Below are 25,489 nucleotides of genomic sequence, written 5' to 3'. Positions count from 1 at the left end.
GGGTTTGATAAAGGAGCCTATTCGATGAAGCGTATTGGCATTATTGGCGCAATGGCGCAAGAAGTCGGCATTCTGGTCGGGCAGCTCGACAATGCTGAGCGCTATGAGCATGCAGGGTTTGTATTTCATACCGGTATGCGCCATGGGCTAGAGGTAGTGATACTACAGTCCGGCATTGGCAAGGTGAATGCGGCTGTGGGTACCGCCATTCTTCTGGAACGCCACCACCCCGACGCTATCATCAATACGGGTTCAGCGGGCGGATTTGCAAGCGATCTCAACATTGGTGACGTCATCATTTCAGATGAAGTACGCCATCATGATGTCGATGCAGTGGTGTTCGGCTATGAAATAGGTCAGGTGCCCGGCATGCCCGCGGCTTACCTGGCAGATGTTCAGCTACGCGCCATTGCCCGCCAGGCAATCAAAGAGGTTGGCGAGGTTAACGTCCGAGAGGGTCTCATTGCGACAGGTGATGCGTTTATGTCTGACCCTGCACGCGTGGCTGCGACACAGGCCCACTTCCCCTCTATGCTGGCGGTTGAGATGGAGGCTGCAGCGATTGCGCAAACCTGTCACCTATATCAATGCCCATTCGTGGTGATTCGTGCGTTATCCGATATTCCGGGCAACGATGATAACCACCTTTCTTTTGAACAGTTCCTGGACATAGCCGCCGCCCACTCATCGCGCATGGTGGACCACATGCTACAGACACTTGGCCAGCGCTAAGATCGTAGCAATAGCCGGTGTTTACCACTAACGAAAACGGAGCCAAATGGCTCCGTTTTCGTTTCTTACTTCATCAACAGATTTCTTACTTCATCAACAGTTACGCTTTAATGGACCACTCAAGCGACTCTCCCGCCAGCAATGGGACAATCGTTTTGCCCCCCGCGTAAGGATAGGCTTCCGGCAGTTGCCAGGGTTTACGCTCTAACGTGATTTTATCGGCATTAGGCGCCAAGCCATAAAAACGCGGACCATTCAGGCTGGCAAACGCTTCCAGCTTATCGAGCGCGCCCACTTCATCAAAGGCCCTTGCATATAATTCAATCGCCGCCGGTGCCGTGTAAGCGCCAGCGCAGCCACAACTGGATTCCTTATCGCCCTTGGCGTGAGGCGCGCTATCCGTACCTAAAAAGAACTTGGGGCTGCCACTGGAGGCTGCTTTCAGTAATGCCTGGCGGTGCTGTTCGCGCTTTAAGATGGGCAGGCAGTAGTAGTGCGGGCGAATCCCACCCACCAGCATTTTGTTGCGGTTAAACAGCAGGTGATGAACCGTAATAGTGGCCGCAACATTATCCGGCGCGTTTGCCACAAACTCTGCCGCTTGCTGGGTCGTAATATGCTCAAAAACAACCTTTAGCGCGGGATGACGCGCCAGCAGAGGCTTCATTACCGTTTCGATAAATACCGCTTCACGATCAAAAATATCGATATCAGCAGTGGTTACTTCACCATGAACAAGCAGCGGCATTCCCACCTTGGCAAGCATGGCAATGGTGTCATCGCAGTGCGCAAGATCGGTGACACCCGAATCCGAGTTGGTGGTTGCCCCGGCAGGGTAAAGCTTAACCGCTTTAATCACGCCGCTTTGTGCTGCGCGCTCAATTTCCTCAGGCGGCGTCGTATCGGTTAAATAGAGCGTCATAAGTGGCTCGAACGTGCTGCCTTCAGGCAAGGCCGCCAAAATACGCTCACGGTATTCAAGCGCCTGAGCCGTGGTCGTTACCGGAGGCGTTAAGTTAGGCATAATAATCGCACGGCCCATTTGGGCGGCGGTATGGCCTACCACGGCTTTCAGCGCCTCGCCATCACGCAAATGGAGGTGCCAGTCATCGGGGCGGGTCAGGGTAATAGCGTCCACGGCAAGTCCTAAGCTGTTTAAAGAAGAAAAGCCAATACAGTATACGTGATCCACTTGGCGGAGAAATCTGCTTATCAATGTCACACACCGTAACAAGTATCGTATTATAACGGCACTCTTAGAGGTTCAAGGTCCAATTGTTTATGCAAAATGTGCGACGCTATGCGGATATTATTGCCAGCATAGAGGGGCTGGTATGGCTAGGTCTCGCTTGGTCGATTTCTATTTCCGTACATACCGGCAATACCGAGCCGACGCTGGCAGCACTTTTTATCGTGGGTGCGCTGGTGCTATTTAGCTGGGCACACCGACCGATGCGCTATCTACTGTGCCGCTACCATATCCGTAAGCGGCGCACGGATATGTGGATTCATATTCTAGCGCTACCCCTTCTGCTCGCGATGTTCTTTCATATCATGGTGGAAGCGACGTTAGGCAGCACCTGGCTGCCACCAAAAATGCTGTTATTCAATCTAATGGCATCCGCTGGCTGGCTGACCTATGTCATGACGCTACTCATTAAGGTTGTCATTCACAGCATCAAAACTTCACGTAAATAGGTAGTAGCCCATGCAAACGGCTTTGCCGCTGCCCCTCTCGACCCCGAACCGCAATCTGGTTCGCCTCACTATTGTTCGGGGAATCACCTGGACAGGGTTTCTGATCGCCATTGTGGTCGGCGTGGAGCTACTGGCCTTTGAATTACCCGTCACCGCGGTCGTCAGTGTCGTTATCGCTATGGGCTTATTGAATATCGCCACCTGGTGGCGATTGGGGCGCCCGCGAGCGGTGGAACATATTGAGTATCTGCTGCATTTATTGGCCGACATTGCGGGCCTGACCCTGGTATTTTATTTTTCGGGAGGCTCCACCAATCCGTTTATTACCTACTATCTGGTGCCTGTGACGATTGCCGCGGCAACGCTACCATGGCGCCATGCCTGGATATGTGCGGTCTGCGCCATGGCAGGCTACAGCTTTCTAATGTTCTTTTACCACCACGTCCCCCAACTGGCGCATATTAATAGCGATGAAATGCTCAATCTGCATGTCATGGGCATGTGGCTTAACTTTGGCCTTTCAGCAGGCCTGGTCACGTTTTTTATCTATAAAATGGCCCATGCACTGCGTAATCGAGATAAAGCACTTTCACTTACTCGCGAAGCGGCGCTGCGTAACGAACAGGTGCTGGCTGTAGCCACTCAGGCGGCGGGCACAGCACACGAACTAGGCACCCCGCTCTCGACCATGGCCATACTGTTAAAAGAGATGCAGGATGAGGCCCCCGAAGGGGGAACGTTACAGCAGGATATTCGCTTACTGCGCCAGCAAGTCGACATTTGCAAATCTCGTCTTCAGCATTTGGTCACCAGTGCCGATCGGCGACGTATGGCAGAACCCGAAATACTGGATGCCCAGACCTGGCTAACCGGCGTTGTGCAGCGCTGGTTAGTGTTGCGGCCAGATGTTAGCCACCAATTTGAGATCGTTGAAAGGCGCGGCAAACCCTGGCTTGCGGTTGACACAACGCTGGACCAGGCACTAATGAACCTGCTAAACAATGCCGCTGATGCCAACCCCGAACATGTTTCTATTCGTCTTGATTGGCAGGAAGAGAGTGTTGTCATTGATATTCGTGATCACGGCCCGGGCATTGCCATGTCTATCGCTGACCAGCTCGGTGATACGTTTATTTCTACCAAGAGCAAGGGAATGGGCATTGGCCTGTTTTTGACCCATGCCACGATCAATCGCTTTGGCGGAGGTGTTAGTCTGTATAATCATCCCGAAGGTGGCACGCTGACAGAAGTAACGCTTCCGCGTAGCTCCGCCCCCCTTTAAGCCAAACTAACGGCACAGCCTAATTGAAACGCGTTTTAGTGTGTTTCAAGCACTATCGTTGAGGACATCATGCAAACGACAGATCAGCGCCTGCTAATTATTGATGACGATGAAATGTTCTGTCACGTGCTCAGCCGAGCGTTCACCCGCCGCGGTTATGAGGTAATGACCGCGCATGATGCAGACCAGGCGCTTGCGGTAGCCGTTCAGTTTCAACCCACCATGGCCACGCTCGACCTCAAGCTTGAAAACAGCTCAGGACTAAAGCTGCTGCCTGAGATGTTAGCCGCTGTGCCAAGCTGCCGTATTGTGGTGCTTACCGGTTACTCAAGCATTGCCACGGCCGTGGAGGCCATGAAGCTCGGAGCCGTCAACTACCTGTGCAAGCCAGCCGACGCTGACGACATTGTCGCATCCTTTGAACACCAGGAAGGCGACCCCAATATAGAGCTTGCTGATAACCCTCCGTCCATTAATCGAATCACGTGGGAGCATATTCAAAAAGTGCTTCATGAACACGACGGCAATATTTCCGCGACGGCTCGCGCGCTCGGCATGCATCGCCGGACACTGCAGCGTAAGCTGCAAAAACGCCCCGTTAAGCGTTAGTCCTGCACCAGCGGCCTGCTCCGCGGCAGAGCCAACACTCGCCGCGTTGAGTTTGCCTACCGCATTAGCTCCCAAACCGGCCACCGCAGACGCCGATACCATCGGCGTCATTGCCTTACCCTATTGGCGAAACAAGGACTGCTACGCCACAATAAGCCCCCTTGAGCCATCCATCACTTTGACGTTAGGAGTTTTCGCATGTTTGTGGTTATTTTTGGCAGAATGACCTGCCCTTTCTGCGTCCGTGCCAAGCAACTTGCTGAGCATTTGGAAACAATCGGTAAGATCGAGGGTTACCGCTATGTCGATATGCCCTCTGAAGGCGTTACTAAAGAGGACATCGCTAAAACGGCAGGCAAGCCTATCCATACGGTGCCGCAAGTATTTGTCGACCAAACGCACATAGGCGGTTTTACCGAATTCGACAGGTTTGTACGTGAGAAGCAGTTATTAACTCCCCAGGAAGATTCGTTACGTTAAATTTGCCGTTTATAGTCGTTGAACACGCTTTTTCTCGCCTGCCTATACTGGGCTTTAAACAAGTACCCTCTTTCTAACATCGCTTGTTTAGGCGGCGAGGATAGCATCGTGCAACGTGATGAATTCGTACAGCAGCTTTGGCTTGACTATATTCACTCGCACCCCGACATCGGCGGTTTGCGTCTTTGGCCTCTCTCCTCTACGGCGGAATACTTAACGCTCGTAACGCTTAACCATGGTCCTTTTTCTGCTTCCGTTTTGAATAACCGGTTGGCGCACATGGGGTATCGTCAGGTTGCCCATTATGCGATGGCTGACAAGGGCCTTCTTATTCGCCTTCTCGCGCCTGATGACCAAGGAAGTTGGCTAGTATTAGCTGAGCTACAGTTGGGGACGCTGTCAAAACTGCCTCGTGAAGCGCTGGCTGCGCTGGTGAATCAATCACACCCACAGGACTGCAAGGGCCACAACTTACTTTGTCGCGGTCGTCCGTGGCCCATGCCCTCCTGGTCGCTGTATCAGCAGCTTCTAAAGGCACACCCACTTGCTGCCTGGCTGGCGGTTATGGGCCCGCGCCTACACCATGCAGGCTTTGATTGTGCCGAGCTCGGCGATACGCTAACAGCGCTTAATGACCAGCTAGAAAAAACAGGCATGCCGGGTGAAAAAGAGCCGCAAAACGGAGTGTTTGCGCTTTCGACGCTTATTGAGCATCATTTTTATCCTGCCATGCCGCAACGCATCATCTTTAGTGATGGCGATGAGCATCGCCTCTGCCTGGGCGGCCTGGCGCTGACTCAAAAACATCTCGATGCGGGCCATGAACGCATCGCCGAAATACTCATTCCTGCCCATGCCCGCTGTGAGATTGTCTAAGCAGCCCGCACAGGCTGCTTATAACAAGTAAGGCAGTTACATTTGCGTTTACGCTTCCACAAACGTCATTTCGGGTACATGGTCAGGCACTACCAGCTTACCCGCCGTTTTTTCGATAATTTCATCGATGCTGACCCCGGGCGCGCGCTCTTTAAGCACAAAGGCGCCGTCTTTAATTTCCAGGTAGGCCAAGTCAGTCAGAACGCGGTTAATACAACCAGCGCCCGTCAGCGGTAAAGTACACTGCTCAAGCAGCTTCGACTCGCCATGCTTGGAGGCGTGGGTCATCGTGCAAATAATATTTTCAGCGCCAGCCACCAGGTCCATGGCGCCCCCCATTCCTTTAATCAACTTGCCTGGCACCATCCATGACGCAATATTGCCATTCTGATCGACTTCAAACGCACCTAAAACGGTGAGATCCACATGCCCACCGCGGATCATGGCAAAAGATTCTGCCGATGAAAAAATAGCAGCACCAGGCCGAGCGGTCACCGTCTCTTTACCAGCATTAATCATGTCAGCATCAAGCTCTTCCTCCGTCGGGAAACGCCCCATGCCCAATAACCCATTTTCTGACTGAAGCATCACATCAATGCCTTCAGGAATGTAGTTGGCGACCAGAGTGGGAATACCAATACCCAAATTTACATAAAAGCCATCTTCCAGTTCACGCGCAACACGCTGCGCCATCTGTTCACGTGTTAAAGCCATGGTGGCAACCTCATTATTGAGCGATTAAAAAAAGTTGTTTAGCCGTTAACGGTCAACGATTTAGCCATGCACCGTGCGTTTCTCGATGCGTTTCTCAAACGAACCCTGAATAATCCGATCCACATAAATACCCGGGGTATGGATCTGGCTGGGCTCAAGCTCACCAGGCTCTACAATTTCTTCAACTTCCACCACTGTGATTTTTCCAGCGGTCGCCACCAAGGGATTAAAGTTTTGCGCTGTATGGCGGTACACGACATTGCCATAACGATCCGCTTTCCAGCCTTTTACTATTGCGAAGTCACCGACGATGGCTTCTTCCATGATGTAGTGGCGGCCGTTAAATTCGCGCACCTCCTTACCTTCACCAATGGGAGTACCGTAGCCTGTCGCGGTATAGAACGCTGGAATACCTGCGCCACCCGCCCGCATTTTTTCAGCCAGCGTGCCTTGAGGGGTAAGCACAACCTCAATGTCATCGTTGAGCATCTGCTGCTCAAAGAGCGCGTTTTCGCCGACATAAGAGGCAAATATTTTGCGGATTTGACGATCTTCAAGCAAAACGCCCAAACCAAAACCATCAACGCCGCAATTATTAGAAGCAATCGTCAGGTTCTTAACACCTCGACGCTTTATTTCTGCTATCAGGTTTTCTGGTATTCCGCATAGGCCAAAGCCGCCAGCCAGTACGGTCATTCCGTCTTCGATACCTTCCATCGCTTCGGCATAGGAAGCAACACGTTTATCAAATCCTGCCATTATTATGCCTCGCCTCGTTGTCGGTGGTGCGTAAAATGCGCTTATCGGTACTGTCAGTGTTGTCTCTATTACTATACCTGGTTACCCAAGCCCAAAAAGTGATGCCTATCACAGGCTGCCTTAAGCTTAGCCATTAAAGAGCCGGAAGTGTCGCTGGATAGAAAATTACTTTTTGAAGCGCGCAAAGGTAACGACAATAAAATAAGTGCTTTTTTACCATTGTGCTGGGCAGTATGGCATTGATCCATTAGCATTAATCGCATCGTTATACGTTTCATTGAAGGACGGATATGGCTATTTTCAAGGGCTTAGTCAGCATTGCGCTGTTCACGCTCACCACGCTTTTTTGGGGCATTCCCCTTATTGCGCTCACTTTTCTAAAAGTCGTTATCCCAGTGAAACGCTTTAGAAAATGGATACTTGACGGCTTATGCGCCGTGGCCCTTAACTGGATCGGCGCTAATCTTTGGTGGATGAAGCGCTGGCTGAGGCCAGATGTCACTTTTTCGATTCCTGAATCGTTGAGCCCACACCAATGGTGGCTGGTCATATCCAATCACCGTAGCTGGACCGATATTTTTATTCTTTTCATGGCCTTGCACCGCCGTATCCCTATGCCGCGTTTTTTTCTAAAACGACAATTGATCTGGATCCCGATTGTAGGTCTTGCCTTTTGGGCACTTGAATTTCCGTTTATGCGCCGCTTTAGCCGTGAACAGATCGCCAAGAACCCCGCTCTTGCCACTATAGACCGCCAATCCACAGCGTCCATGTGCCACCGGGCGCGGAGCGCGCCCATCGCCATATTTAATTTCATCGAAGGCACACGGTTTACCATAGCGAAGCGCGACGCACAGAAAAGCCCATATCAGCATTTGTTAAGGCCAAAAGCAGGGGGAATTTCGCAGGTACTTAGCCTGCTTGGCGATCAATTGGATGGTATTCTTGATGTAACGATCAGTTACGCTAACCCGTCGCCAACGTTTTGGGGGTTTTTATGCGGTCAGGAAGCGCCTATTACACTACAGGCACGAACATTACCCATTCCCCAGTGGATGCACGAATCCGACTACCACGAAGAAAAGCAGCATAAGGAACGCTTCCACGCATGGACCAATTCACTCTGGCAGGAAAAAGATGCCTTGTTGGACAGCCAATCCGATCACGCCTAACTGTCTGGCTTGGTGCCTGCTTGCTAATTAGCGTATTAACAGGCTGTGCAGGTTCATCGCCCTCTTCCTCCCAACGCGATGCCGTACCCACCCATAGTGCGAGCCAAATCAGTGGCAACTGGGTGGCCGTTCAGCGTGGAGATACGCTAGGAAAACTGGCTAACCGGGCTAACGTACCTCTTGAGCGACTGGAGCGTTTTAATCCAGGCGTCAACGCGCGCCGTCTTGCGGTTGGCCAGCGCTTGATGATACCTACTCAACAAGAGCGTGCACCCTCCGGCGGCCCTTACCGTTATCAAATCCGGCCTGGCGATACGTACTCCAACATAGCACGACACTTTGGCACGACCAGTGGACGTATTCAGAGCGCCAACCCCGGCGCTTCGCCCACCGCGCTAAGGATAGGCCAAATCATCAGCGTTCCTTTAAGTAGCGGCGGTACGCGTAGCCCAGCGCCTACCAGCAACGCCTCGCCCAGTAATCGTCCGGCGCCCTCTAGCAGCACCTCTAGCAACACCCCGGCTGCGGCGCCTACCGCTCCTACTTCATTACCCGCATCCGCGCGCCGCTGGCCTTGGCCACTGGAAGACTACCGCATTGTTAGACGTTTTGGTGCAGACAGCCGAGGAGCATTGCAACCCATGCTACTTGCGACCCAAGCCGGTGCGCGTGCTCAGGCCGTAGCCCCCGGCGAGGTACGCTTTGCAAACGGTATGCGCCAGCTAGGTGAAGTCGTGATTGTGCACCACGCTAATAATCTGCAAACCGTGTATGCACTGTGTGAACGCACGCTGGTCTCGGTCGGACAGCAAGTCAAAGCAGGTGATGAACTGTGTGAAGTAGGTCAAAGTAATACCACTCAACGTTACGATCTGCTGTTTGATTTACGCCAGGGCGGCAAGCCGATTGATCCCGGCAAGGTACTGCGTTAACACAGTGCTTCGTTAATACGCTTGCTAAACGAGCAAAGCCCCTTATCAAAAGGGGCTTTGTTTTCTATAACGACTGCTTACGGTTGGCTTAACCGCGATAATAGCGGGGCTTAACAAAGGGCATAGGCGTGACAGTCATCGGTAGTTGTTTGCCGCGCACATCCGCAAACACGTTGCTTGCTGGCGCTTCCCAATCGCGGCTGACATACCCTATAGCGACAGGATGCCCAACGCTTGGCCCAAACGTGCCTGATGTTACGACTCCAACTTCGTTACCTGCCGCATCCCGCAACACAGCACCTTCTCGAATAGGTGCCCTACCTTCTGCCAGCAACCCTACACGCTTGCGTAAATGATCCCTGGCATCGATTTGATGAAGAATAACATCCGCCCCAGGAAAACCTGCCGAACGCTCCCCCCCATGACGACGAGGCTTACCAATCGCCCAAATCAATCCGGCTTCCACTGGCGTTGTAGTGGCATCCATATCATGCCCATAAAGGCATAGCCCGACCTCCAGGCGCAGCGAATCGCGAGCGCCTAGCCCAATCGCCTCAACTTCCGGCTCCGCCAACAGGCGCTTGGCAAACGCTTCACAGGCATCGGCTGCCACAGAAATTTCAAACCCATCTTCGCCGGTATAGCCACTGCGGCTCACCCATACCTCATGCCCATCAATGGTAAAACGTTGATGCTGCATGAACACCAGTTCACATGCCGCTGGGCAAAGGCGCTGCATAACTGCATGTGCCTGGGGGCCTTGCAGGGCAAGCAAGCCGCGGTCTAACAACTCAATTTTGTGGGTGGCGCCCAAATTTTCCCGCAAATGCGCCAAATCCTGGTCTTTACAAGCAGCATTAACCACCAGATAGAAGTGGTCACCACCATTAACGACCATTAAGTCATCAATAATTCCACCTTCAGTATTGGTAAACAGGCCATAGCGCTGCTCACCTTTTGGGAGCCCCACTAAATCCGCTGGAATCAGTGTTTCCAGCGCCTTGGCGGTATCTTCCCCCGATACAAGAATCTGCCCCATGTGAGAAACATCAAAGAGGCCACACTGCTGCCGGGTATGCTCATGCTCTTTTTTTACCCCCAGTGGATACTGCACCGGCATATCATATCCAGCAAAGGGCACCATTTTTGCCCCGAGTTCAAGGTGCAGTGCATGAAGTGGCGTATGCTTTAGATCGGTCATGATAGTTCCTTGGTAAAAACGAACAACGGGGAGCTATTGTCATAGCTCCCCGATGCGATTACTGCTTAAGCGGCCAATATCGCTTACTTGTCATGGTCGAGTTCTTCACCGGCTAACACTTCCTTGCCCGCAAAGTAGTCTTTGGTCAGCTTGAAAACCACCGGGGAAAGCAGCGCCAGCGCAATCAGGTTAGGAATGGCCATCATGGCATTAAAGGTGTCCGCCATGAGCCAGATAAAGCCGAGTTGCGCAATAGCGCCCAGTGGAATGGCTAATACGAACAGAACGCGATAGAGCATGATGGAGCGCGTTCCAAACAGGAACTGGAAACATTTTTCGCCATAAAACGACCAGCCTAGAATAGTCGTGAAGGCAAAGATAGCCAGCGCGATAGCCACAATGGGGTTACCGAATCCAGGCAGTGCCTGATCAAAGGAGAGCGCGGTAAGCGATGCGCCTTCTTCACCCGTTTGCCATACCGTAGAGGTCAGGATCACCAGTGCCGTAATAGTACAAACGATAATGGTATCAATGAAGGTGCCCAGCATGGCAATAAGCCCTTGGCGAACCGGGTTTTTAGTTCTGGCCGCGGCATGAGCAATAGGCGCACTACCTAAACCTGCCTCATTGGAGAAAATACCCCGCGCCACACCGAAGCGAATAGCGGCCATCACAGCGGCACCCGCAAAACCACCTGCCGCCGCCATGGGGTTAAAGGCGTAGTAGAAGATCAGACTAAAGGCCTCGCCGATTTGCCCTGCGTTAACAATCAGCACCAGCACACCGGCAATCACATAGGCTATCCCCATGATCGGTACGAGCTTCCCAGCGACTTTCGCAATCCGCTTGATGCCACCTAGAATGACCGCGCCGGCCAATACCATGATGATGACACCGGTAAGCCAATGCGGTACGCCAAAGGTGACGTCCATCGCATCTGCGACCGAGTTTGACTGCACCGTATTACCAATACCAAAGGCTGCGACAGCACCAAAAAACGAGAACAGACCGCCAAGCCAAAGCCACTTTTTACCCAGCCCGTTTTTAATATAAAACATGGGGCCACCTACGTGGTGGCCGGTATTATCTGTTTCACGATAGCGTACAGCCAATACCGCTTCGGCAAATTTTGTTGCCATTCCCACCAGCGCTGTAATCCACATCCAAAACACAGCACCTGGGCCACCTAATGCAATTGCGGTGGCCACACCGGCAATATTGCCGGTACCGATGGTGGCTGAAAGCGCCGTCATCAGGGCATTAAAGGGAGAAATTTCGCCGTCTTCATCGGACTTGTCGACGCCAGCCTTAGCGACGGCGTCCTTGTGGGCAGGTTTAGGCTCACGCCCCTGCCAAAGTAGCTTGAACCCCATGCCCAACTTTCTGATGGGCATTAATTTTAAACCAATTTGTAGGTAGACCCCCACACCCAGTAGCAAAATCAACATCAATGGCCCCCACACGACGCCATTGATCGCCCCAAAAAGGCTATTTAACGTTTCCACACGCTTCTCCTTACCCTATTCGTTCAATTTTTATAGATGTTTGGCCGTCAGAAAACGGGCATTCACGATTGTTTTGTTTAGCTAATATAGCGATGTCATGGGCACGCCCCATCTTTGATAGCATGATAGAGGCAATTATTAACATGCTCAGGTGAACCACCTGTATGTTTTACACCATTATCCCTGTTCGCTTCTATGCTTAGGCCCTTCTAAATAGTAAATGCCTTCGTACCTCCCCGCCGGATAGGCACGCTGGGTCATAAAATCTCCCTTGCTGAGCATTTTTTAGCTCACAGGAAACTTGTTTCCGATCAGAAACACGTTAACATGCTTAAAAATTCGTTTATTGGCTGGCACGCTGGTAGTCGCCAAGACTTCCGACAAGCGCTAGTATTAGCCTGTCCAGTCAATTGTTTCATAAAGGGAATCATCATGAGCAACCTTCCTTCAAATCTGCGTTACGCGAAAAGCCATGAATGGGTACTTGATCATCAAGACGGCACCGTCAGCGTAGGGATTAGTGACCACGCCCAAGAAGCGCTTGGCGATGTGGTATTTGTTGAACTACCCGAAGTAGGTCAAACGCTTACCCAGGGCAAAGAGTTCGGCGTTATTGAATCGGTAAAGGCGGCTTCCGATCTTTACGCCCCGGTAAGCGGGGAAGTTATCGAAATTAATGACGCGCTTGAAGACTCACCCGAAACGGTGAACGACGCACCCTATGAAGGCGGCTGGCTGATGAAGGTACGCCTGACCGACCAGAATCTGGACGGTTTACTGGATGCAGATGCTTATCAGGCCACATTAAGCACTGACGATTAATACCGCAAAGCCTGCCCTTTACGGCAGGCTTTGTATTTTATGCCTCTACCACGCTCCTCTTTCTCGCTCGGAATCTTCTCATGTCATTTGAAACACGCCGCTTGTCCGAACTGGCCGACCACGATGCTTTTATCAAACGTCATAACGGCCCGAATGCCGACGACGTAGATACCATGTTAAACGTGCTCAATATCAAGCGCATGGAAGATCTGATTGAGCAAACCATACCCAGCGATATTCGCCTTGGCCGCGAACTGAACCTGGATGATCCACGCAGTGAGTCTGAAGCGCTTGAGTACTTAGGCCAGCTGGCTCGCCAGAACCGTGTTGCTAAAAGCTATATTGGCCAGGGCTATTACGGCACGCATATGCCAGCGGTTATTCAACGTAATGTGCTCGAAAACCCGGGTTGGTACACCGCTTATACGCCCTATCAGCCAGAAATTTCTCAAGGCCGGTTGGAAGGATTATTAAACTTTCAGCAGGTTATTATGGACCTGACCGGAATGGAGCTTGCCAATGCTTCATTACTGGATGAGGCCACGGCAGCCGCAGAAGCCATGGCGCTATGTAAGCGGAGTAATAAAAAGAGCAAATCCAACGCTTTCTTTATTGCCGACGATATTTTTCCGCAAACCCTTGATGTCGTAAAAAACCGCGCTGATTTTTTTGGTTTTGAAATCATTACAGGGCCTGCCGATACGCTTGCCGACCATGATGTGTTTGGCGCGTTGCTTCAGTACCCTTCCGCCAGCGGCGAAGTACGTGACTTGGCACCTCTGTTAAAGGCGGCCACTGCCCATAATATCATGACCTGTGTAGCCTCTGACTTGCTGAGTCTGGTGCTTCTCAAGGAACCCGGCGCGTTAGGTGCGGATATCGTGATTGGCAATTCGCAGCGTTTTGGGGTGCCGATGGGCTTTGGTGGCCCACATGCGGCGTTCTTTGCCACCTCAGATAAGCTTAAGCGCTCTATTCCCGGGCGTATTATTGGCGTATCCAAAGATAGCCGAGGCAACACCGCCCTGCGGATGGCCATGCAGACGCGCGAGCAGCATATCCGTCGCGAAAAGGCCACCTCCAACATCTGCACGGCGCAGGCTCTTTTAGCCAATATCGCAGGGTTCTACGCGACCTACCACGGTGCTGAAGGGCTGCGTAAAATTGCTGGGCGTGTCCATCGGCTCACCACATTACTTGCGCAAGGCTTGCAGCAATCTGGCGTTTCGCTGGTGCATAACAGCTGGTTTGATACGCTGCGCTTAACCCAGGTAGATGCAGGTAAAATTCATGGCCGCGCCATGACGCACGATGTCAATCTCCACTACTTCGCCAATGGCGATGTAGGCATCAGCCTGGATGAAACAACCACCGCACACGATGTTGCCACCCTATTTGATGTGCTGCTGGGTAATGAACACGGGCTTTCTGTCGCAGCGCTGGATGAGCAGGTAATTGCCAGCGCCACCACGGGCATCCCCGCCGCCTGCCAGCGGGAAAGTGGTTTTCTGAGCCACCCCACCTTTAACCGATACTGCAGCGAAACAGAAATGCTGCGTTATCTAAAACGCTTGGAGAATAAGGACTTGTCGCTTGCCCATGCGATGATCCCTTTAGGCTCTTGCACCATGAAACTTAACGCTACCAGCGAAATGATCCCTATTTCCTGGCCTGCGTTTGCAGACTTGCACCCGTTTGCGCCGCGCGACCAAGTCGCTGGCTATCATCAGATGATTGATGAACTGGCCGCGTTTCTGGTAGAAATCACCGGTTACGATCATATTTCCATGCAACCTAACTCGGGCGCGCAGGGTGAGTACGCGGGCCTGCTGGCCATTCGCCGTTACCAGGCTGCGCAAGGCGAAGCACACCGTAATGTGTGCCTGATCCCAAGCTCTGCCCATGGTACCAACCCGGCAACAGCGGCCATGGTGGGCATGGAGGTGGTCGTTGTAGAGTGTGATCAGAACGGCAATATCGATATAAATGACCTAATGGACAAAGCCGCCCAGCATAGCGACAAGCTCTCGGCGATCATGATTACTTACCCGTCGACCCATGGTGTTTTCGAATCTCATGTGCGCAAGGTCTGTGACGTGGTGCATCAGCACGGTGCCCAGGTGTATGTCGATGGCGCCAATATGAATGCTCAAGTGGGGCTCACGCGCCCTGGAGACTTCGGGGGCGACGTATCGCACCTTAACCTACATAAGACCTTCTGCATTCCCCACGGCGGCGGCGGCCCGGGTATGGGGCCTATAGGCGTAAAAGCTCACCTGGCGCCTTATGTCTCCAACCACGTGGTGACACCTATCAATGGCGTTAACCCAGAGAGCGGTGCCGTCTCAGCGGCAGCGTTTGGCAGCGCATCCATCCTGCCTATCTCGTGGGCCTATATTAAAATGATGGGCGCCCGGGGGCTTCGCGAGGCAACACAGTTAGCCATTTTGAACGCTAACTACACCGCCAAGCGCCTGGAGGAGTCCTACTCCATTCTCTATCGGGGAACTAACGGCATGGTTGCCCACGAATGCATTATTGATATTCGCCCATTAAAGGCAGCGTCAGGTATCAGCGAGGAAGATATTGCCAAGCGGTTGATGGACTATGGCTTCCATGCGCCCACCATGTCATTTCCGGTGCCAGGCACACTGATGATAGAGCCGACCGAGTCCGAGTCGCTCTATGAAATTGACCGATTCTGCGATGCCATGATTGCCATCCGCGAAGAGATCAAGCGTGTTGAAAGTGGCGAGTGGGCGCTGGATAACAACCCGTTGGTTAACGCCCCCCACACGCAGGCCGACATTATGGACAGCCAATGGGAGCGGCCTTATGACCGCCAACTGGGCGCTTTTCCCACTGAGGCGGTCACTGCAGCCAAATACTGGCCAACCGTTAATCGGGTGGATAATGTGTTTGGGGATCGTCAGCTTATTTGTTCTTGCCCGGGCATTGATGAATACCGGAAGTAAAACACGCTAGACGCCTAATACGTAAGCCAACGCTTCAGCAAGTGAACGCCTTTGAGCCCTTATTCGGGTACCAGAGGCGTTCTTTCCTGGATGCGTTGCTTACAAAAACCATCCAACAGTTTTTCATAGCGTTTAGGAAGTACGGAGTCACGCCGACGTAGCAGATAGAGCTCTTCATTCACCGCAATGGGTAAGGTTAACGCTTTCACCTGACGTTGCCACGGTGACGTTTCCAATACCAATAAAGAAACCACTGTAAACCCAAGCCCGCGAGCAACCGCATCCAGCACCATACCGACTTCGTTGGTAAACCCCTGGTAGCGAAAATGTGTCATTGAGCGAAACTCACCTGGATAATTCGCTCTCAACAGTGAATACGCGTGGTTAATGCCATCGTAGTAGTTAAGAAAGCCGATACCCATTAAATCAGACAGCGTACTCCCGGCAAAATCAGCGGGCACCACTAGGCACAGCGGCTCTTTATGCCATAGCGTGCAGGTAAGGTCAGGATGGTTGAGCGCGTCCGTCACGATACCTATATCGTAGCGCCCTTCCAGCAAGTCATTCACAATCTCATGGTTAAACGCAAAGCTATAATTAACGGTTAAATTAGGATGCATTTGCTGCTGACCTAACATAAACGGATACAGCATGAGGCCAACACTTCCAGGCGACGCAATACGGCACTCACCACTGTCCAGGGAGTCATCATCCAAGCCATGACGAAATTGTTCATGCTCAGCAAAGAGTTTTAACGCGTAATCGTAAGCACGGCGACCCGATTCCGTTAAGGTAAAAATTCGCCCTTTACGCTCAATTAGCGTTTTATCAAGGTAGTTTTCCAATTTACGTACATGCTGACTAACCCCGGGCTGGGTCATCTCCAGGCGATGTGCCGTACGTGTAAAACTACCGGTCTCAACTAACGTAATAAATGTCCGAAAATACTGGGCATTAAACATAATAAAACGCCATTTTCTATAGCCACCGTGTGCGCGTATTTTGCGCATAGAGTAGCACAGTTGGGCTTGTCACTGGTTGCGCTGTACCCACCGCTTTAGCGTGCTAGTATGCAATGAGTTAAAAAAATGACCAGGAATCGACGCACTAATGACATCAATTATCCAGCCTCGTGCCACTATCTCTAGCATTATCTCTCCCGAAGGAAGCCTTGAAGTGCTTTCACAGCACGAGGTTAATCGGCTACAAAGCACCTCACAAAACGGCTTACATGATTTACTGCGCCGCTGTGCACTGGCTGTCTTGAATTGCGGAAGGCCCACCGATGACAGTGTGGCTATTCTTGAAGCGTATAAAGATTTTGATATTGAGGTGTTACAACAGGATAGAGGAATTCGCTTAAAGCTAACCAATGCGCCCGCAGAAGCCTTTGTCGATGGCCAGATGATACGCGGCATTCGTGAGCACCTCTCCTCCATTATTCGCGATATTGTTTACGTATATAACGAGATTCAGAACCACAACCGCTTTGACCTTAATACAGCGGAAGGAACCACCAACGCCGTTTTTCATATTTTGCGTAAAGCCGGCACATTAAAACCTGGGCGTGACCCAAGCCTGGTAGTTTGCTGGGGCGGACACTCCATTTCACGTGATGAGTACGAGTACTCAAAAGATGTTGGCTACCATCTTGGGCTGCGTGATTTAGACATTTGTACCGGCTGTGGGCCTGGCGCCATGAAAGGACCGATGAAAGGCGCAAATGTTGCTCATGCCAAACAGCGGCGTCAGGATAGCCGTTACCTGGGGATTTCCGAGCCAGGCATTATTGCTGCAGAAGCCCCCAATCCCATTGTTAATGAACTCGTCGTCATGCCTGACATTGAAAAGCGTTTGGAAGCGTTTGTACGTCTAGGCCATGGCATTATCGTCTTCCCTGGCGGGGTCGGTACGGCTGAAGAGATTTTGTATCTACTCGGCATACTGCTACATCCAAATAACAGTGAAACGCCCTTCCCCCTCATTTTCACAGGGCCTGCGGACTCGGCCGCGTATTTCCAAAAAATAGACGAATTTCTGGTCTATACCCTGGGTGAAGAAATTCGTCGCTACTACACTATCATTACCGGTGACCCGGTGGCGGTCGCCCGTAAGATGCGTACCGGGATTGATACCATTAAAGAGTTCCGGCGCAATCAGCAGGATGCCTTTTACTATAACTGGCGCCTCACCATTGCACGAGATTTTCAAGCGACCTTCGAACCTACCCACGAAGCCATGCGTGAACTCGCTCTGCATCGCCAGCAGCCCAAGCATGAACTTGCCGCCAATCTTCGTCGTGCCTTTTCTGGAATTGTGGCTGGAAATGTCAAGGAACAAGGCATTAAAGCCATTAAAGCCCACGGTCCCTTTGTGCTAACCGCAGAACCTGCCCTGATGCAGCACCTGGACGAGTTACTGACCTCATTTGTTGCCCAAGGGCGCATGAAACTTGATGGCCAGCCCTACACGCCGTGTTATGTTTTAAAATAACCGCGGCTCCAAGGCGCTATTTGCAGCACAATTGCCAATATCTGCAGCCGAGAAATCGGCTGCTTCACTTGTCCCCGGAAGAGAACCTTGCTCATCGCCCTACTGACGCTGTTAGCTGCTGGCATTATTAAAGGTGCTATTGGTTCGGGTGTGCCGGTGTTAGTTGTGCCGGTATTTACCATGCTTTATGACGTTAAGCTCGCGATTGCCGTACTGGTTGTTCCCAACCTACTTAGCAACCTGCTTCAGGTGTGGCAATACCGGCGCCACCTACTGCCCATCCGGTTTCTGGCTGCTTTTTCGATAGCGGGTGCGCTAGGTATTATTCTGGGCACCTGGGGGTTAGTGGTTCTCTCGCCAAAGCTGCTTTCGTTAGGCGTTGCGGGCGCGATTGTCTTGTATCTAATCATCAAACTAACAAGACGGCGCTTGGTACTTTCCTACGCACTGGCTTCACGAATCGTCATCCCGGTTGGCTTACTGGGCGGTATATTGCAAGGCGCTGCGGGCATGTCCGCTCCCGCTTCAATTACATTTTTGAATGCGATGAAGCTGGAAAGGCCTGTGTTTATTGGCTCAATTTCCGTCTTTTTTGTGGCGCTTACCTGCGTGCAAATTCCCGCGCTCTTGAAGGCTGACATACTGACAATGCAGCGTTCGCTTTATAGCGTCATTGCGCTAGGCATCATTTTGACGGCCATGCCGCTGGGCGCCTACCTGGGGAATCGAATGCCACATCGTTGGTTTGATAATTTAATCATGCTGCTGCTTACGGGTATCGCCATTAAAATTATTATTGATGCGCTACTCCAAGCTTGATGCCCTAACTTGATGCCCTAAGATTAAGATCCTAAAGCAAAAAACAAGAAACAATCTACACTCTAGTCTGTCTTACCTTTATCAAGGCCGATATTGACCAAGGAAAGGAGCTAGCCATGCAGATGATTAGTCAACTACACGACGGAAAGACAAAAGCCTTTGCAAAACACTGCTTTGAAAGTAGCTCAGCTGAAAAGCTCCGTGCAGCAGCCGAAGGTAAGGCTGATTCGGCTGAAATGAAGCACTGGGGAATAACGGAAGGCCAATGGGAAGAAGCTGTCGCGGCAGCCTTGGCCGATCATGAGGCTGGCGAGTAACCTGCTCATTACCTGCTCGTTTACTAGGCTTTCCCTAAAAGCCGCTCACGCCATTTGTCGGCGGCTTTTCTATAGCTAAATTAACAAACATTAAAGCCACCTTTAACGCAGCCATTGTGTGATCACAAGCAAACTAAAACGTTCTAACGGAGTCCTAAAAAGTAGCATAAAATAACGACGGCTGATGGAGAAATACCATGTCCATAATGATTGACGATATACTGATGTTGCCAAAAACGGATTTTAATGACGCATTAACTGTCGGCGAGGAGCGAGAGCATTTTGGCCTAATTGATAAACGTGATGAATATAAACAGGTGTCGAGAGACGTTCTTATCAAGGTAGTCGCCATTCATGATGACAATTATGAAGTTAAAGTCATTGACATATTAACACCGTAATACTGGAGTGGCACTGGCAGGGCATATTATTAAGCTCTCCAGTGCCCTTTCTGGCTTTTTTCACTTATTCTTCCACCGATACCCTTCGAAGATCTTCAAGACGCACATTTTCCGGCAGCTCAGACTCCTTTGCAGGCAACCATACCGGCGACAAATCGCTATCCTCACGTCCATCCTTATGAGTACAGCCGGGTATTCGGTAAACCACTCGACTATGATGGTCATCCCACGCAAAAATACGGTCCATACGGCGCTCCTTGAAATGGATAACACTCAGCAGTGTGCTGATGCCAAGAGTGTGCAGTTGAGTAACTAGCAAGCCCCGCTCTTTCCTTGGCAAAAATCTCTTGGTAGGAAAAGTGACATGTTCGTGTCACCAACCTGTGCAGCCTTCTCACATTTACTTCTTTTTTCGTTCTAATGCGTCCTTGATAGACAAAATCTTTAGCGAACCACAGATAACGCGCTATTGTGGCAAGCAATTTTCCTAAGATGGAAAACAATCGGTTTTGCCGAAAGCATTTGCTAAGCTAACATTAAGAATTAATATATATTACCAATAATTAAATGCTTTAAAACACACTGGGGGACGAACCAGCATGGCCAAAGGAATCAAGATTTATAATAAACCGGCTGGCGGGTGGGGAGCACTCAAAGCTGTCGCCGAAGCAGTGCGTGAAGAAATGGGGATGAGCACCCATACGCGCGCATTATTGCAAATGAATCAGCCCGATGGCTTTGACTGCCCAGGCTGTGCATGGCCGGATCCCGAACACACATCATCGTTTGAATTTTGCGAAAATGGCGCCAAGGCCGTCACTTGGGAGGCGACATCCAAACGCGTCACGTCAGAATTCTTTGACACACACACTGTTTCAGAGCTTTGGGAATGGTCGGATCACCAGCTGGAAAACCAAGGGCGTTTGACGCAGCCTGTACGTTTTGATGCCCAAACTGATCGTTTCGTTCCAATAAGCTGGGAAGAAGCATTTAGCCGGGCTGCAGACGCTCTGAATAATCTCGACGATCCTACGCAAGCGGAGTTCTATACCTCAGGACGGGCATCCAACGAAGCTGCCTTTCTTTATCAGCTTTTTGCACGTGAATTCGGCTCGAATAATTTTCCCGACTGTTCCAACATGTGTCATGAGCCTACCAGTGTCGGGCTACCAAAATCGATTGGCATCGGCAAAGGGACAGTGACGCTTAATGATTTTGAGCAGGCTGATGCCGTTTTTTGTATAGGACATAACCCTGGAACCAACCACCCACGTATGCTCAGAACACTGGCGGATGTCTCGAAGCGCGGAAAGCCGGTGGTGGTTATTAACCCGTTACGTGAACGAGGCCTGGAGCGGTTTCAGGACCCACAATCGCCCGGTGAAATGCTCACTGATAGCGCAACAGGTATTGATCGTGCTTATTTTCAGGTGAAGGTCGGCGGCGACGTAGCCGTGTTCAAAGGCATTATGAAATCGCTGTTTGATGCTGATACGAAAAACATGAACGCAGGTGGGAGCGGCCTGCTTGATCGCTCTTTTATTGCCGAACACACGGTTGGCTTTGAGGCGCTGAAGTCGGATATTGAAAACACAGACTGGGACACTATTATTCGCCGTTCGGGCCTACCGCGTGAACAAATTGAAGCGCTTACAGACATCTATGCATCTGCCGAGAACGTTATCTTCTGCTATGGCATGGGTATCACCCAGCACCGGCATGGGACAGAAGCCATCCAGCAAATGGTCAACCTGCTTCTACTACGCGGAAATATGGGACGCCCCGGTGCTGGAATTTGCCCATTGCGGGGCCACTCCAATGTTCAAGGTGATAGAACGGTCGGTATCACAGAGATTCCAAACGAGGCATTTCTGTCGCGGCTAGATAAGGCATTTGGTATTAAAAGCCCTCGTGCCCATGGTCATAATGCCGTCAACGCACTGGCTGCGATGCGTGATGGACGATCAAAGACATTCATCGGTTTGGGCGGTAACTTTGCCGTCGCCATGAGCGATCCCCAAATCGCCTACGATGCCTTCCGCGGCCTTGATCTCAACATCCAGATTGTCACAAAACTCAACAGAACCTGCCTGCTGACAGCACATGAAACCATCATCCTACCGTGCTTAGGCCGAACCGAGCATGATATCCAGGAAACGGGCCCACAAAGCATCACTGTCGAAGACTCAATGTCGATGGTCCATGCATCAAGGGGCGGCCTAAAGCCCGCATCAGATGAACTGCGCTCAGAGCCCGCCATCATTGCAGGCCTCGCCATGGCAACACTGCCCGAAACGGCCGTCGACTGGAAGGCGCTGATTGCCGACTACAACCAAATCCGTGACAAAATTGAGGCTGTTTTTCCGGATTTCTTTGACTTCAATGAGCGTATTCAAAAACCAGGCGGCTTTCGCCTGAGAGTTGGTGCAAGTCAGCGAGAATGGGATACGCCTGACGGCAAAGCGCATTTCCTTGTCATGTCGGGTACAGACGAGGATGACGGACGCGATGATACAGCACTCACACTGACCACCATACGTAGCCATGATCAATACAATACAACAATATACGGCTTGAATGACCGTTATCGAGGCGTCCACGGCAGGCGTGATGTACTGTTCGCAAATCGTGATGATCTAGCAGACCTGGGGCTCGAAGAAGGTGATGTCGTCGACGTACGGTCAGGAGATCGAATTTTGGCAGGGCTGACCCTGGTTGATTATTCGATTTCGCGCGGCTCATTGGCAACGTATTTCCCGGAAGCCAACTGCCTTGTTGGTCTGGATGACAAGGACCACGAAAGCGAGGTCCCTGCTTATAAATCCATTCCCGTCACCATCACAAAAGCAGAGGTTTCACTCTGATCACATGCGCTGTGAGGCAGAACCTCTCAGATGGGACTACTGAACTGAATCAAACGGAAATGTGATTTTTTAAGCTCACTACTTCAGGCATATTCAGCAAGGTGCTGGGCACCCAACGGGGAGACAGAGCATGTCTCCCTGAACTATCCAAACTGAGATACTCAATGATGGACGATCCTGTCGAAAATCTAGACAGACCGGGAAATCGTAATGCCCAGATACGCTATGTCACACTTGCCGGAATAACGGGAATATTAACAAGCACGGTCGGCTCGTTTTTCCACCTTTTGATCGACCGTCTCCAGGTTTGGCCACATCTGTTGGCTGAACATATTAGCGGTACTGTGCTCATTATCTCGGCTGCGCTAATCACGATGTGCATTACGGTTCTTTCCGCCTATTTCGTGAACCGCTATGCCCCTGAGGCGCGTGGCAGTGGCGTGCAAGAAATTGAAGGTGCCATGCTGGGCTTAAGAACCGTCCACTGGCGCCGGGTGCTTCCTATCAAGTTCTTCACGGGCGTGGCGGCCATTGCTTCTGGCATGGTCCTTGGACGTGAAGGCCCCACCATTCATATCGGTGCTTCGTTTTCCGCGGCGATCACCGATTTTTTTAAGGTAAGCGAAACTGAGCGGCGCGGTATGCTTGGCGCTGGTGCAGCGGCTGGCTTGGCTTGCGCCTTCAATGCTCCCCTTGCTGCTATTCTTTTCATCATTGAAGAGACACACCGTCAGTTTCCTTATACGTTCCGGACGTATATGGGCATTATCGTTGCCGCGCTGCTGGCAACCATGATGACGCAAGTCATCGGGGGTACAGCGCCCGATTTTTCCATGTTGGTTGCAGCCCCTGAAAATTGGCTGCTGCCAGCGTTTGTGGCGCTTGGCTGCCTTCTCGGCGTTCTCGGTGTTGCATTGAATGCAGGCCTTATGCACATGGCGGTACTCGCATCGAGCATCAATGCACGCATCCCCTACCTCTTTCCCGCGCTTGTCGGCTTTGCAGTTGGAGCGCTGCTTATTCTCATGCCGTTATCCGTGACAGGTGGCGAATATGCTCTGACGTTTATTGCTGAGCACAGCCAAGGATTAATGTTTCTTCTGCTATTGGCGATAATGCGCTATTGCACGATGGTTACCAGTTATTCAGCCGGCACACCAGGCGGTATCTTCGCGCCTATGCTGGCTTTATCAATGTGCGTTGGCTTGGCTTTTGGTGGCACCCTTGATGCCTTAGCGCCATCAGCCGGCATCGTCCCACTAGCATTCGGTATAGCGGCGATGGGCGGTCTGTTCTCGGCCTCAGTGCGCGCTCCCGTGGTCGGCGTAGCCCTGACCCTTGAGCTGACAGCTTCCTATACAATGGTTATGCCTCTGATAGCCACATGTGTCACTGCCAATATGGTGGCTCAATGGATCGGCGGGCGCCCCATTTATGACCAGCTACTCGAAAAAACATTGGCGCAAGCCGAGATTAACCCGGCGGCCAAAGGGCCCGACAAAACGGGTCTGGCATAAGCTTTTAGGCATTAGCACTACTGTCTTTTATACGTAGGCACCAAAATCGTTGGCACGAGGATAAAGTGGATATAACTGTCATCATATTTCTACTGGTCTATCTGGCATTAGCACTCGGCCATCTTCCTGGTTTTCGTGTTGATCGAACGGGCGCTGCCGTCGTTGGTGCTGTCGCCATGATTGGCTTTCAGCGGATTACCGATGAGGCTGCCTGGAATGCAATCGATTATGAAACGGTCGGCTTATTATTCGGGCTAATGATCGTGTCAGGTGCTTTTTCCGTTTCTGGGTTTTACGCATGGCTCGCCAGTAAAGTGGCCTCGATGGATGTCTCTCCTCCGCGCTTGCTTGCGCTGCTGGTAATAACGGGGGCAGGCCTGTCGGCGGTACTAACGAATGATGTAGTCGTGGTTGCCATGACACCGTTGTTAGTGTCGATAACCCTCTCTCGTGGACTTAACCCAACGCCATTTTTGTTGGCCTTTTGCTTTGCGACCAACACCGGTTCGGTAGCCACTATTATTGGCAGCCCACAAAATATGATTGCAGCCCAAGCGCTGGGCTTATCGTTTACCGGGTTTATGAAAGTTGCACTGGTACCTGCGCTGCTTTCCTTACCACTCGTTTGGGGCGTTGTAGCCCTGCTCTATCGAGGCAACTGGAAGCTTGCGCCGCATAATCCGAGTGTGCCACGTGAGCCACCAGCGCCGATAGCATCAATGGACCGACTAGAAACCCTTAAAGCCGCGATTGTGACTATTGGTGTAATTTCTGCTTTTGTATTTTCAGACTTACCTCGCGAACTTATTGCTCTGTCAGCAGCGGGTATTATTCTGGTGAACCGCCGCTTATCTTCCAAGGAGGTGCTCGGCACGGTTGATGGGAATCTGCTGCTTTTATTGATGGGATTGTTTGTTGTGAATGCAGCCCTCGCACAGACAGGACTACCGCAAAAGATCATCACCGAAATGCAGGCGGCAGGCATCGATTTTTCCGACCCAACAACACTTTTTATTGTCGGCTCAGTCTTAAGTAATGTTATTGGGAATAATCCTGCGGTAATGCTGTTGGCGCCATATTTACAGCATTCAGGGGATGTGGATGCGCTTGGTGCAGCGCTGGCATTGAGTACAGGCTTTTCCAGTAACCTCATCATTTTTGGAAGCCTTGCGGGCATTATTGTGGTTGAGCAGGCGGCAAGTCGCGGCATCACCATTAGCATGCGTGAATTTTGCCGTGCAGGCGTTCCAGTTGCCGCCGCTTGCATAGTGCTAGCACTCGCCTGGATAACACTACTGACCGCGTGATCATGGCTGCTCGT

The 25,489-nt window shown here is 51.5% G+C and carries 24 protein-coding genes; 17 read left to right on the top strand and 7 right to left on the bottom strand.

Features of this window, described 5'->3' with window-relative positions:
* The first annotated feature begins 24 nt into the window (after positions 1-24).
* Entirely contained in the window at positions 25-732 is a 708-nt protein-coding gene (gene mtnN / locus FKN99_RS03470; protein ID WP_172116588.1) for a 5'-methylthioadenosine/S-adenosylhomocysteine nucleosidase, read from the top strand.
* Between the two features lie 100 nt (positions 733-832).
* On the opposite strand, the gene pyrC is transcribed toward mtnN, so the two are convergent.
* Positions 833-1,870: a dihydroorotase gene (gene pyrC, locus FKN99_RS03465; RefSeq protein ID WP_172116587.1), complete on the bottom strand. Its 1,038-nt coding sequence runs from the start codon at positions 1,868-1,870 to the stop codon at positions 833-835.
* Between the two features lie 143 nt (positions 1,871-2,013).
* Between pyrC and FKN99_RS03460 the strand changes: the two genes are divergently transcribed.
* From FKN99_RS03460 to FKN99_RS03440, 5 genes are all read left to right on the top strand, one after another.
* Positions 2,014-2,430, top strand: a complete 417-nt coding sequence (locus tag FKN99_RS03460) for a hypothetical protein (protein WP_172116585.1) — start codon at positions 2,014-2,016, stop codon at positions 2,428-2,430.
* Positions 2,431-2,440: 10 nt separating this feature from the next.
* A complete protein-coding gene (locus FKN99_RS03455) occupies positions 2,441-3,712 on the top strand; it encodes an ATP-binding protein (RefSeq protein ID WP_172116583.1) in 1,272 nt (423 codons plus the stop codon).
* Positions 3,713-3,781: 69 nt separating this feature from the next.
* Positions 3,782-4,321, top strand: coding sequence for a response regulator transcription factor (locus tag FKN99_RS03450; protein WP_172116582.1), 540 nt, complete (start codon positions 3,782-3,784; stop codon positions 4,319-4,321).
* Positions 4,322-4,519: 198 nt separating this feature from the next.
* A complete protein-coding gene (locus FKN99_RS03445; protein WP_172116581.1) occupies positions 4,520-4,801 on the top strand; it encodes a GrxA family glutaredoxin in 282 nt (93 codons plus the stop codon).
* Between the two features lie 108 nt (positions 4,802-4,909).
* Positions 4,910-5,677 carry a VOC family protein gene (locus FKN99_RS03440; RefSeq protein WP_172116580.1) on the top strand — a complete coding sequence of 256 codons (768 nt, stop codon included), beginning with the start codon at positions 4,910-4,912 and terminating at the stop codon, positions 5,675-5,677.
* 48 nt (positions 5,678-5,725) lie between these two features.
* Here FKN99_RS03440 and FKN99_RS03435 read toward each other — a convergent pair whose 3' ends face one another.
* Both FKN99_RS03435 and FKN99_RS03430 read right to left on the bottom strand, forming a co-directional pair.
* Positions 5,726-6,391, bottom strand: a complete 666-nt coding sequence (locus FKN99_RS03435; RefSeq protein ID WP_172116579.1) for a CoA transferase subunit B — start codon at positions 6,389-6,391, stop codon at positions 5,726-5,728.
* Between the two features lie 60 nt (positions 6,392-6,451).
* Positions 6,452-7,150 carry a CoA transferase subunit A gene (locus FKN99_RS03430; RefSeq protein ID WP_087105500.1) on the bottom strand — a complete coding sequence of 233 codons (699 nt, stop codon included), beginning with the start codon at positions 7,148-7,150 and terminating at the stop codon, positions 6,452-6,454.
* A 290-nt stretch (positions 7,151-7,440) separates the two neighbouring features.
* Between FKN99_RS03430 and FKN99_RS03425 the strand changes: the two genes are divergently transcribed.
* Positions 7,441-8,322 (top strand): acyltransferase, encoded by an 882-nt coding sequence (locus tag FKN99_RS03425; protein ID WP_172116577.1) that lies wholly within the window; start codon positions 7,441-7,443, stop codon positions 8,320-8,322.
* 122 nt (positions 8,323-8,444) lie between these two features.
* Complete coding sequence (locus tag FKN99_RS03420) at positions 8,445-9,254, top strand: LysM peptidoglycan-binding domain-containing protein (RefSeq protein WP_172116770.1); 810 nt, start codon at positions 8,445-8,447, stop codon at positions 9,252-9,254.
* Positions 9,255-9,342: 88 nt separating this feature from the next.
* Here FKN99_RS03420 and gcvT read toward each other — a convergent pair whose 3' ends face one another.
* Both gcvT and FKN99_RS03410 read right to left on the bottom strand, forming a co-directional pair.
* Complete coding sequence (gene gcvT, locus FKN99_RS03415) at positions 9,343-10,455, bottom strand: glycine cleavage system aminomethyltransferase GcvT (protein WP_172116575.1); 1,113 nt, start codon at positions 10,453-10,455, stop codon at positions 9,343-9,345.
* An 83-nt stretch (positions 10,456-10,538) separates the two neighbouring features.
* Positions 10,539-11,960, bottom strand: coding sequence for an alanine/glycine:cation symporter family protein (locus FKN99_RS03410; RefSeq protein WP_172116573.1), 1,422 nt, complete (start codon positions 11,958-11,960; stop codon positions 10,539-10,541).
* A gap of 432 nt (positions 11,961-12,392) precedes the next feature.
* On the opposite strand from FKN99_RS03410, the gene gcvH reads away from it, so the two are divergent.
* Positions 12,393-12,782: a glycine cleavage system protein GcvH gene (gene gcvH / locus FKN99_RS03405; protein ID WP_172116571.1), complete on the top strand. Its 390-nt coding sequence runs from the start codon at positions 12,393-12,395 to the stop codon at positions 12,780-12,782.
* Between the two features lie 80 nt (positions 12,783-12,862).
* The gene (gcvP, locus tag FKN99_RS03400) at positions 12,863-15,757 is read left to right on the top strand and encodes an aminomethyl-transferring glycine dehydrogenase (protein ID WP_172116570.1); all 2,895 of its coding nucleotides are present in this window, start codon (positions 12,863-12,865) and stop codon (positions 15,755-15,757) included.
* Between the two features lie 59 nt (positions 15,758-15,816).
* Here the strand turns inward: gcvP and FKN99_RS03395 are convergent, their stop codons facing one another.
* Complete coding sequence (locus FKN99_RS03395) at positions 15,817-16,719, bottom strand: LysR family transcriptional regulator (protein ID WP_172116569.1); 903 nt, start codon at positions 16,717-16,719, stop codon at positions 15,817-15,819.
* A 148-nt stretch (positions 16,720-16,867) separates the two neighbouring features.
* On the opposite strand from FKN99_RS03395, the gene ppnN reads away from it, so the two are divergent.
* The 4 genes from ppnN (at position 16,868) to FKN99_RS03375 (ending at position 19,787) form a co-directional block, all read left to right on the top strand.
* Positions 16,868-18,250: a nucleotide 5'-monophosphate nucleosidase PpnN gene (gene ppnN / locus FKN99_RS03390; RefSeq protein WP_216657936.1), complete on the top strand. Its 1,383-nt coding sequence runs from the start codon at positions 16,868-16,870 to the stop codon at positions 18,248-18,250.
* A gap of 87 nt (positions 18,251-18,337) precedes the next feature.
* Entirely contained in the window at positions 18,338-19,069 is a 732-nt protein-coding gene (locus FKN99_RS03385) for a sulfite exporter TauE/SafE family protein (RefSeq protein WP_172116568.1), read from the top strand.
* A gap of 116 nt (positions 19,070-19,185) precedes the next feature.
* Complete coding sequence (locus tag FKN99_RS03380) at positions 19,186-19,386, top strand: hypothetical protein (RefSeq protein WP_172116566.1); 201 nt, start codon at positions 19,186-19,188, stop codon at positions 19,384-19,386.
* Positions 19,387-19,583: 197 nt separating this feature from the next.
* Positions 19,584-19,787, top strand: coding sequence for a hypothetical protein (locus FKN99_RS03375; protein ID WP_172116565.1), 204 nt, complete (start codon positions 19,584-19,586; stop codon positions 19,785-19,787).
* 64 nt (positions 19,788-19,851) lie between these two features.
* Here the strand turns inward: FKN99_RS03375 and FKN99_RS03370 are convergent, their stop codons facing one another.
* Positions 19,852-20,034, bottom strand: a complete 183-nt coding sequence (locus tag FKN99_RS03370; protein ID WP_172116564.1) for a hypothetical protein — start codon at positions 20,032-20,034, stop codon at positions 19,852-19,854.
* A gap of 352 nt (positions 20,035-20,386) precedes the next feature.
* Here FKN99_RS03370 and FKN99_RS03365 point away from each other — a divergent pair, with 352 nt between their 5' ends.
* From FKN99_RS03365 to FKN99_RS03355, 3 genes are all read left to right on the top strand, one after another.
* Positions 20,387-22,651, top strand: a complete 2,265-nt coding sequence (locus FKN99_RS03365) for an FdhF/YdeP family oxidoreductase (protein ID WP_172116563.1) — start codon at positions 20,387-20,389, stop codon at positions 22,649-22,651.
* Between the two features lie 164 nt (positions 22,652-22,815).
* Complete coding sequence (clcA, locus tag FKN99_RS03360) at positions 22,816-24,168, top strand: H(+)/Cl(-) exchange transporter ClcA (protein ID WP_216657935.1); 1,353 nt, start codon at positions 22,816-22,818, stop codon at positions 24,166-24,168.
* Positions 24,169-24,233: 65 nt separating this feature from the next.
* Positions 24,234-25,475 (top strand): ArsB/NhaD family transporter, encoded by a 1,242-nt coding sequence (locus tag FKN99_RS03355; RefSeq protein ID WP_172116562.1) that lies wholly within the window; start codon positions 24,234-24,236, stop codon positions 25,473-25,475.
* Positions 25,476-25,489: the final 14 nt, after the last annotated feature.

This window comes from Halomonas hibernica (assembly GCF_013183775.1).
GTDB classification, from domain to species: Bacteria; Pseudomonadota; Gammaproteobacteria; order Pseudomonadales; family Halomonadaceae; genus Vreelandella; species Vreelandella citrativorans.
Note: the sequence above shows the minus strand (reverse complement) of the source record. Positions and strands in the feature narration are given on the sequence as shown.

Bases quoted from the DNA above. Each gene is read 5' to 3' on its own strand.
- FKN99_RS03435 (WP_172116579.1), bottom strand. From the start codon at position 6,391: ATGGCTTTAACACGTGAACAGATGGCGCAGCGTGTTGCGCGTGAACTG.
- clcA (WP_216657935.1), top strand. From the start codon at position 22,816: ATGATGGACGATCCTGTCGAAAATCTAGACAGACCGGGAAATCGTAAT.
- gcvP (WP_172116570.1), top strand. From the start codon at position 12,863: ATGTCATTTGAAACACGCCGCTTGTCCGAACTGGCCGACCACGATGCT.
- FKN99_RS03395 (WP_172116569.1), bottom strand. From the start codon at position 16,719: ATGTTTAATGCCCAGTATTTTCGGACATTTATTACGTTAGTTGAGACC.
- FKN99_RS03380 (WP_172116566.1), top strand. From the start codon at position 19,186: ATGCAGATGATTAGTCAACTACACGACGGAAAGACAAAAGCCTTTGCA.
- gcvH (WP_172116571.1), top strand. From the start codon at position 12,393: ATGAGCAACCTTCCTTCAAATCTGCGTTACGCGAAAAGCCATGAATGG.
- FKN99_RS03455 (WP_172116583.1), top strand. From the start codon at position 2,441: ATGCAAACGGCTTTGCCGCTGCCCCTCTCGACCCCGAACCGCAATCTG.
- FKN99_RS03370 (WP_172116564.1), bottom strand. From the start codon at position 20,034: ATGGACCGTATTTTTGCGTGGGATGACCATCATAGTCGAGTGGTTTAC.
- FKN99_RS03365 (WP_172116563.1), top strand. From the start codon at position 20,387: ATGGCCAAAGGAATCAAGATTTATAATAAACCGGCTGGCGGGTGGGGA.
- FKN99_RS03425 (WP_172116577.1), top strand. From the start codon at position 7,441: ATGGCTATTTTCAAGGGCTTAGTCAGCATTGCGCTGTTCACGCTCACC.
- gcvT (WP_172116575.1), bottom strand. From the start codon at position 10,455: ATGACCGATCTAAAGCATACGCCACTTCATGCACTGCACCTTGAACTC.
- FKN99_RS03445 (WP_172116581.1), top strand. From the start codon at position 4,520: ATGTTTGTGGTTATTTTTGGCAGAATGACCTGCCCTTTCTGCGTCCGT.
- FKN99_RS03430 (WP_087105500.1), bottom strand. From the start codon at position 7,150: ATGGCAGGATTTGATAAACGTGTTGCTTCCTATGCCGAAGCGATGGAA.
- FKN99_RS03450 (WP_172116582.1), top strand. From the start codon at position 3,782: ATGCAAACGACAGATCAGCGCCTGCTAATTATTGATGACGATGAAATG.
- FKN99_RS03375 (WP_172116565.1), top strand. From the start codon at position 19,584: ATGTCCATAATGATTGACGATATACTGATGTTGCCAAAAACGGATTTT.
- ppnN (WP_216657936.1), top strand. From the start codon at position 16,868: ATGACATCAATTATCCAGCCTCGTGCCACTATCTCTAGCATTATCTCT.
- FKN99_RS03460 (WP_172116585.1), top strand. From the start codon at position 2,014: ATGCAAAATGTGCGACGCTATGCGGATATTATTGCCAGCATAGAGGGG.
- mtnN (WP_172116588.1), top strand. From the start codon at position 25: ATGAAGCGTATTGGCATTATTGGCGCAATGGCGCAAGAAGTCGGCATT.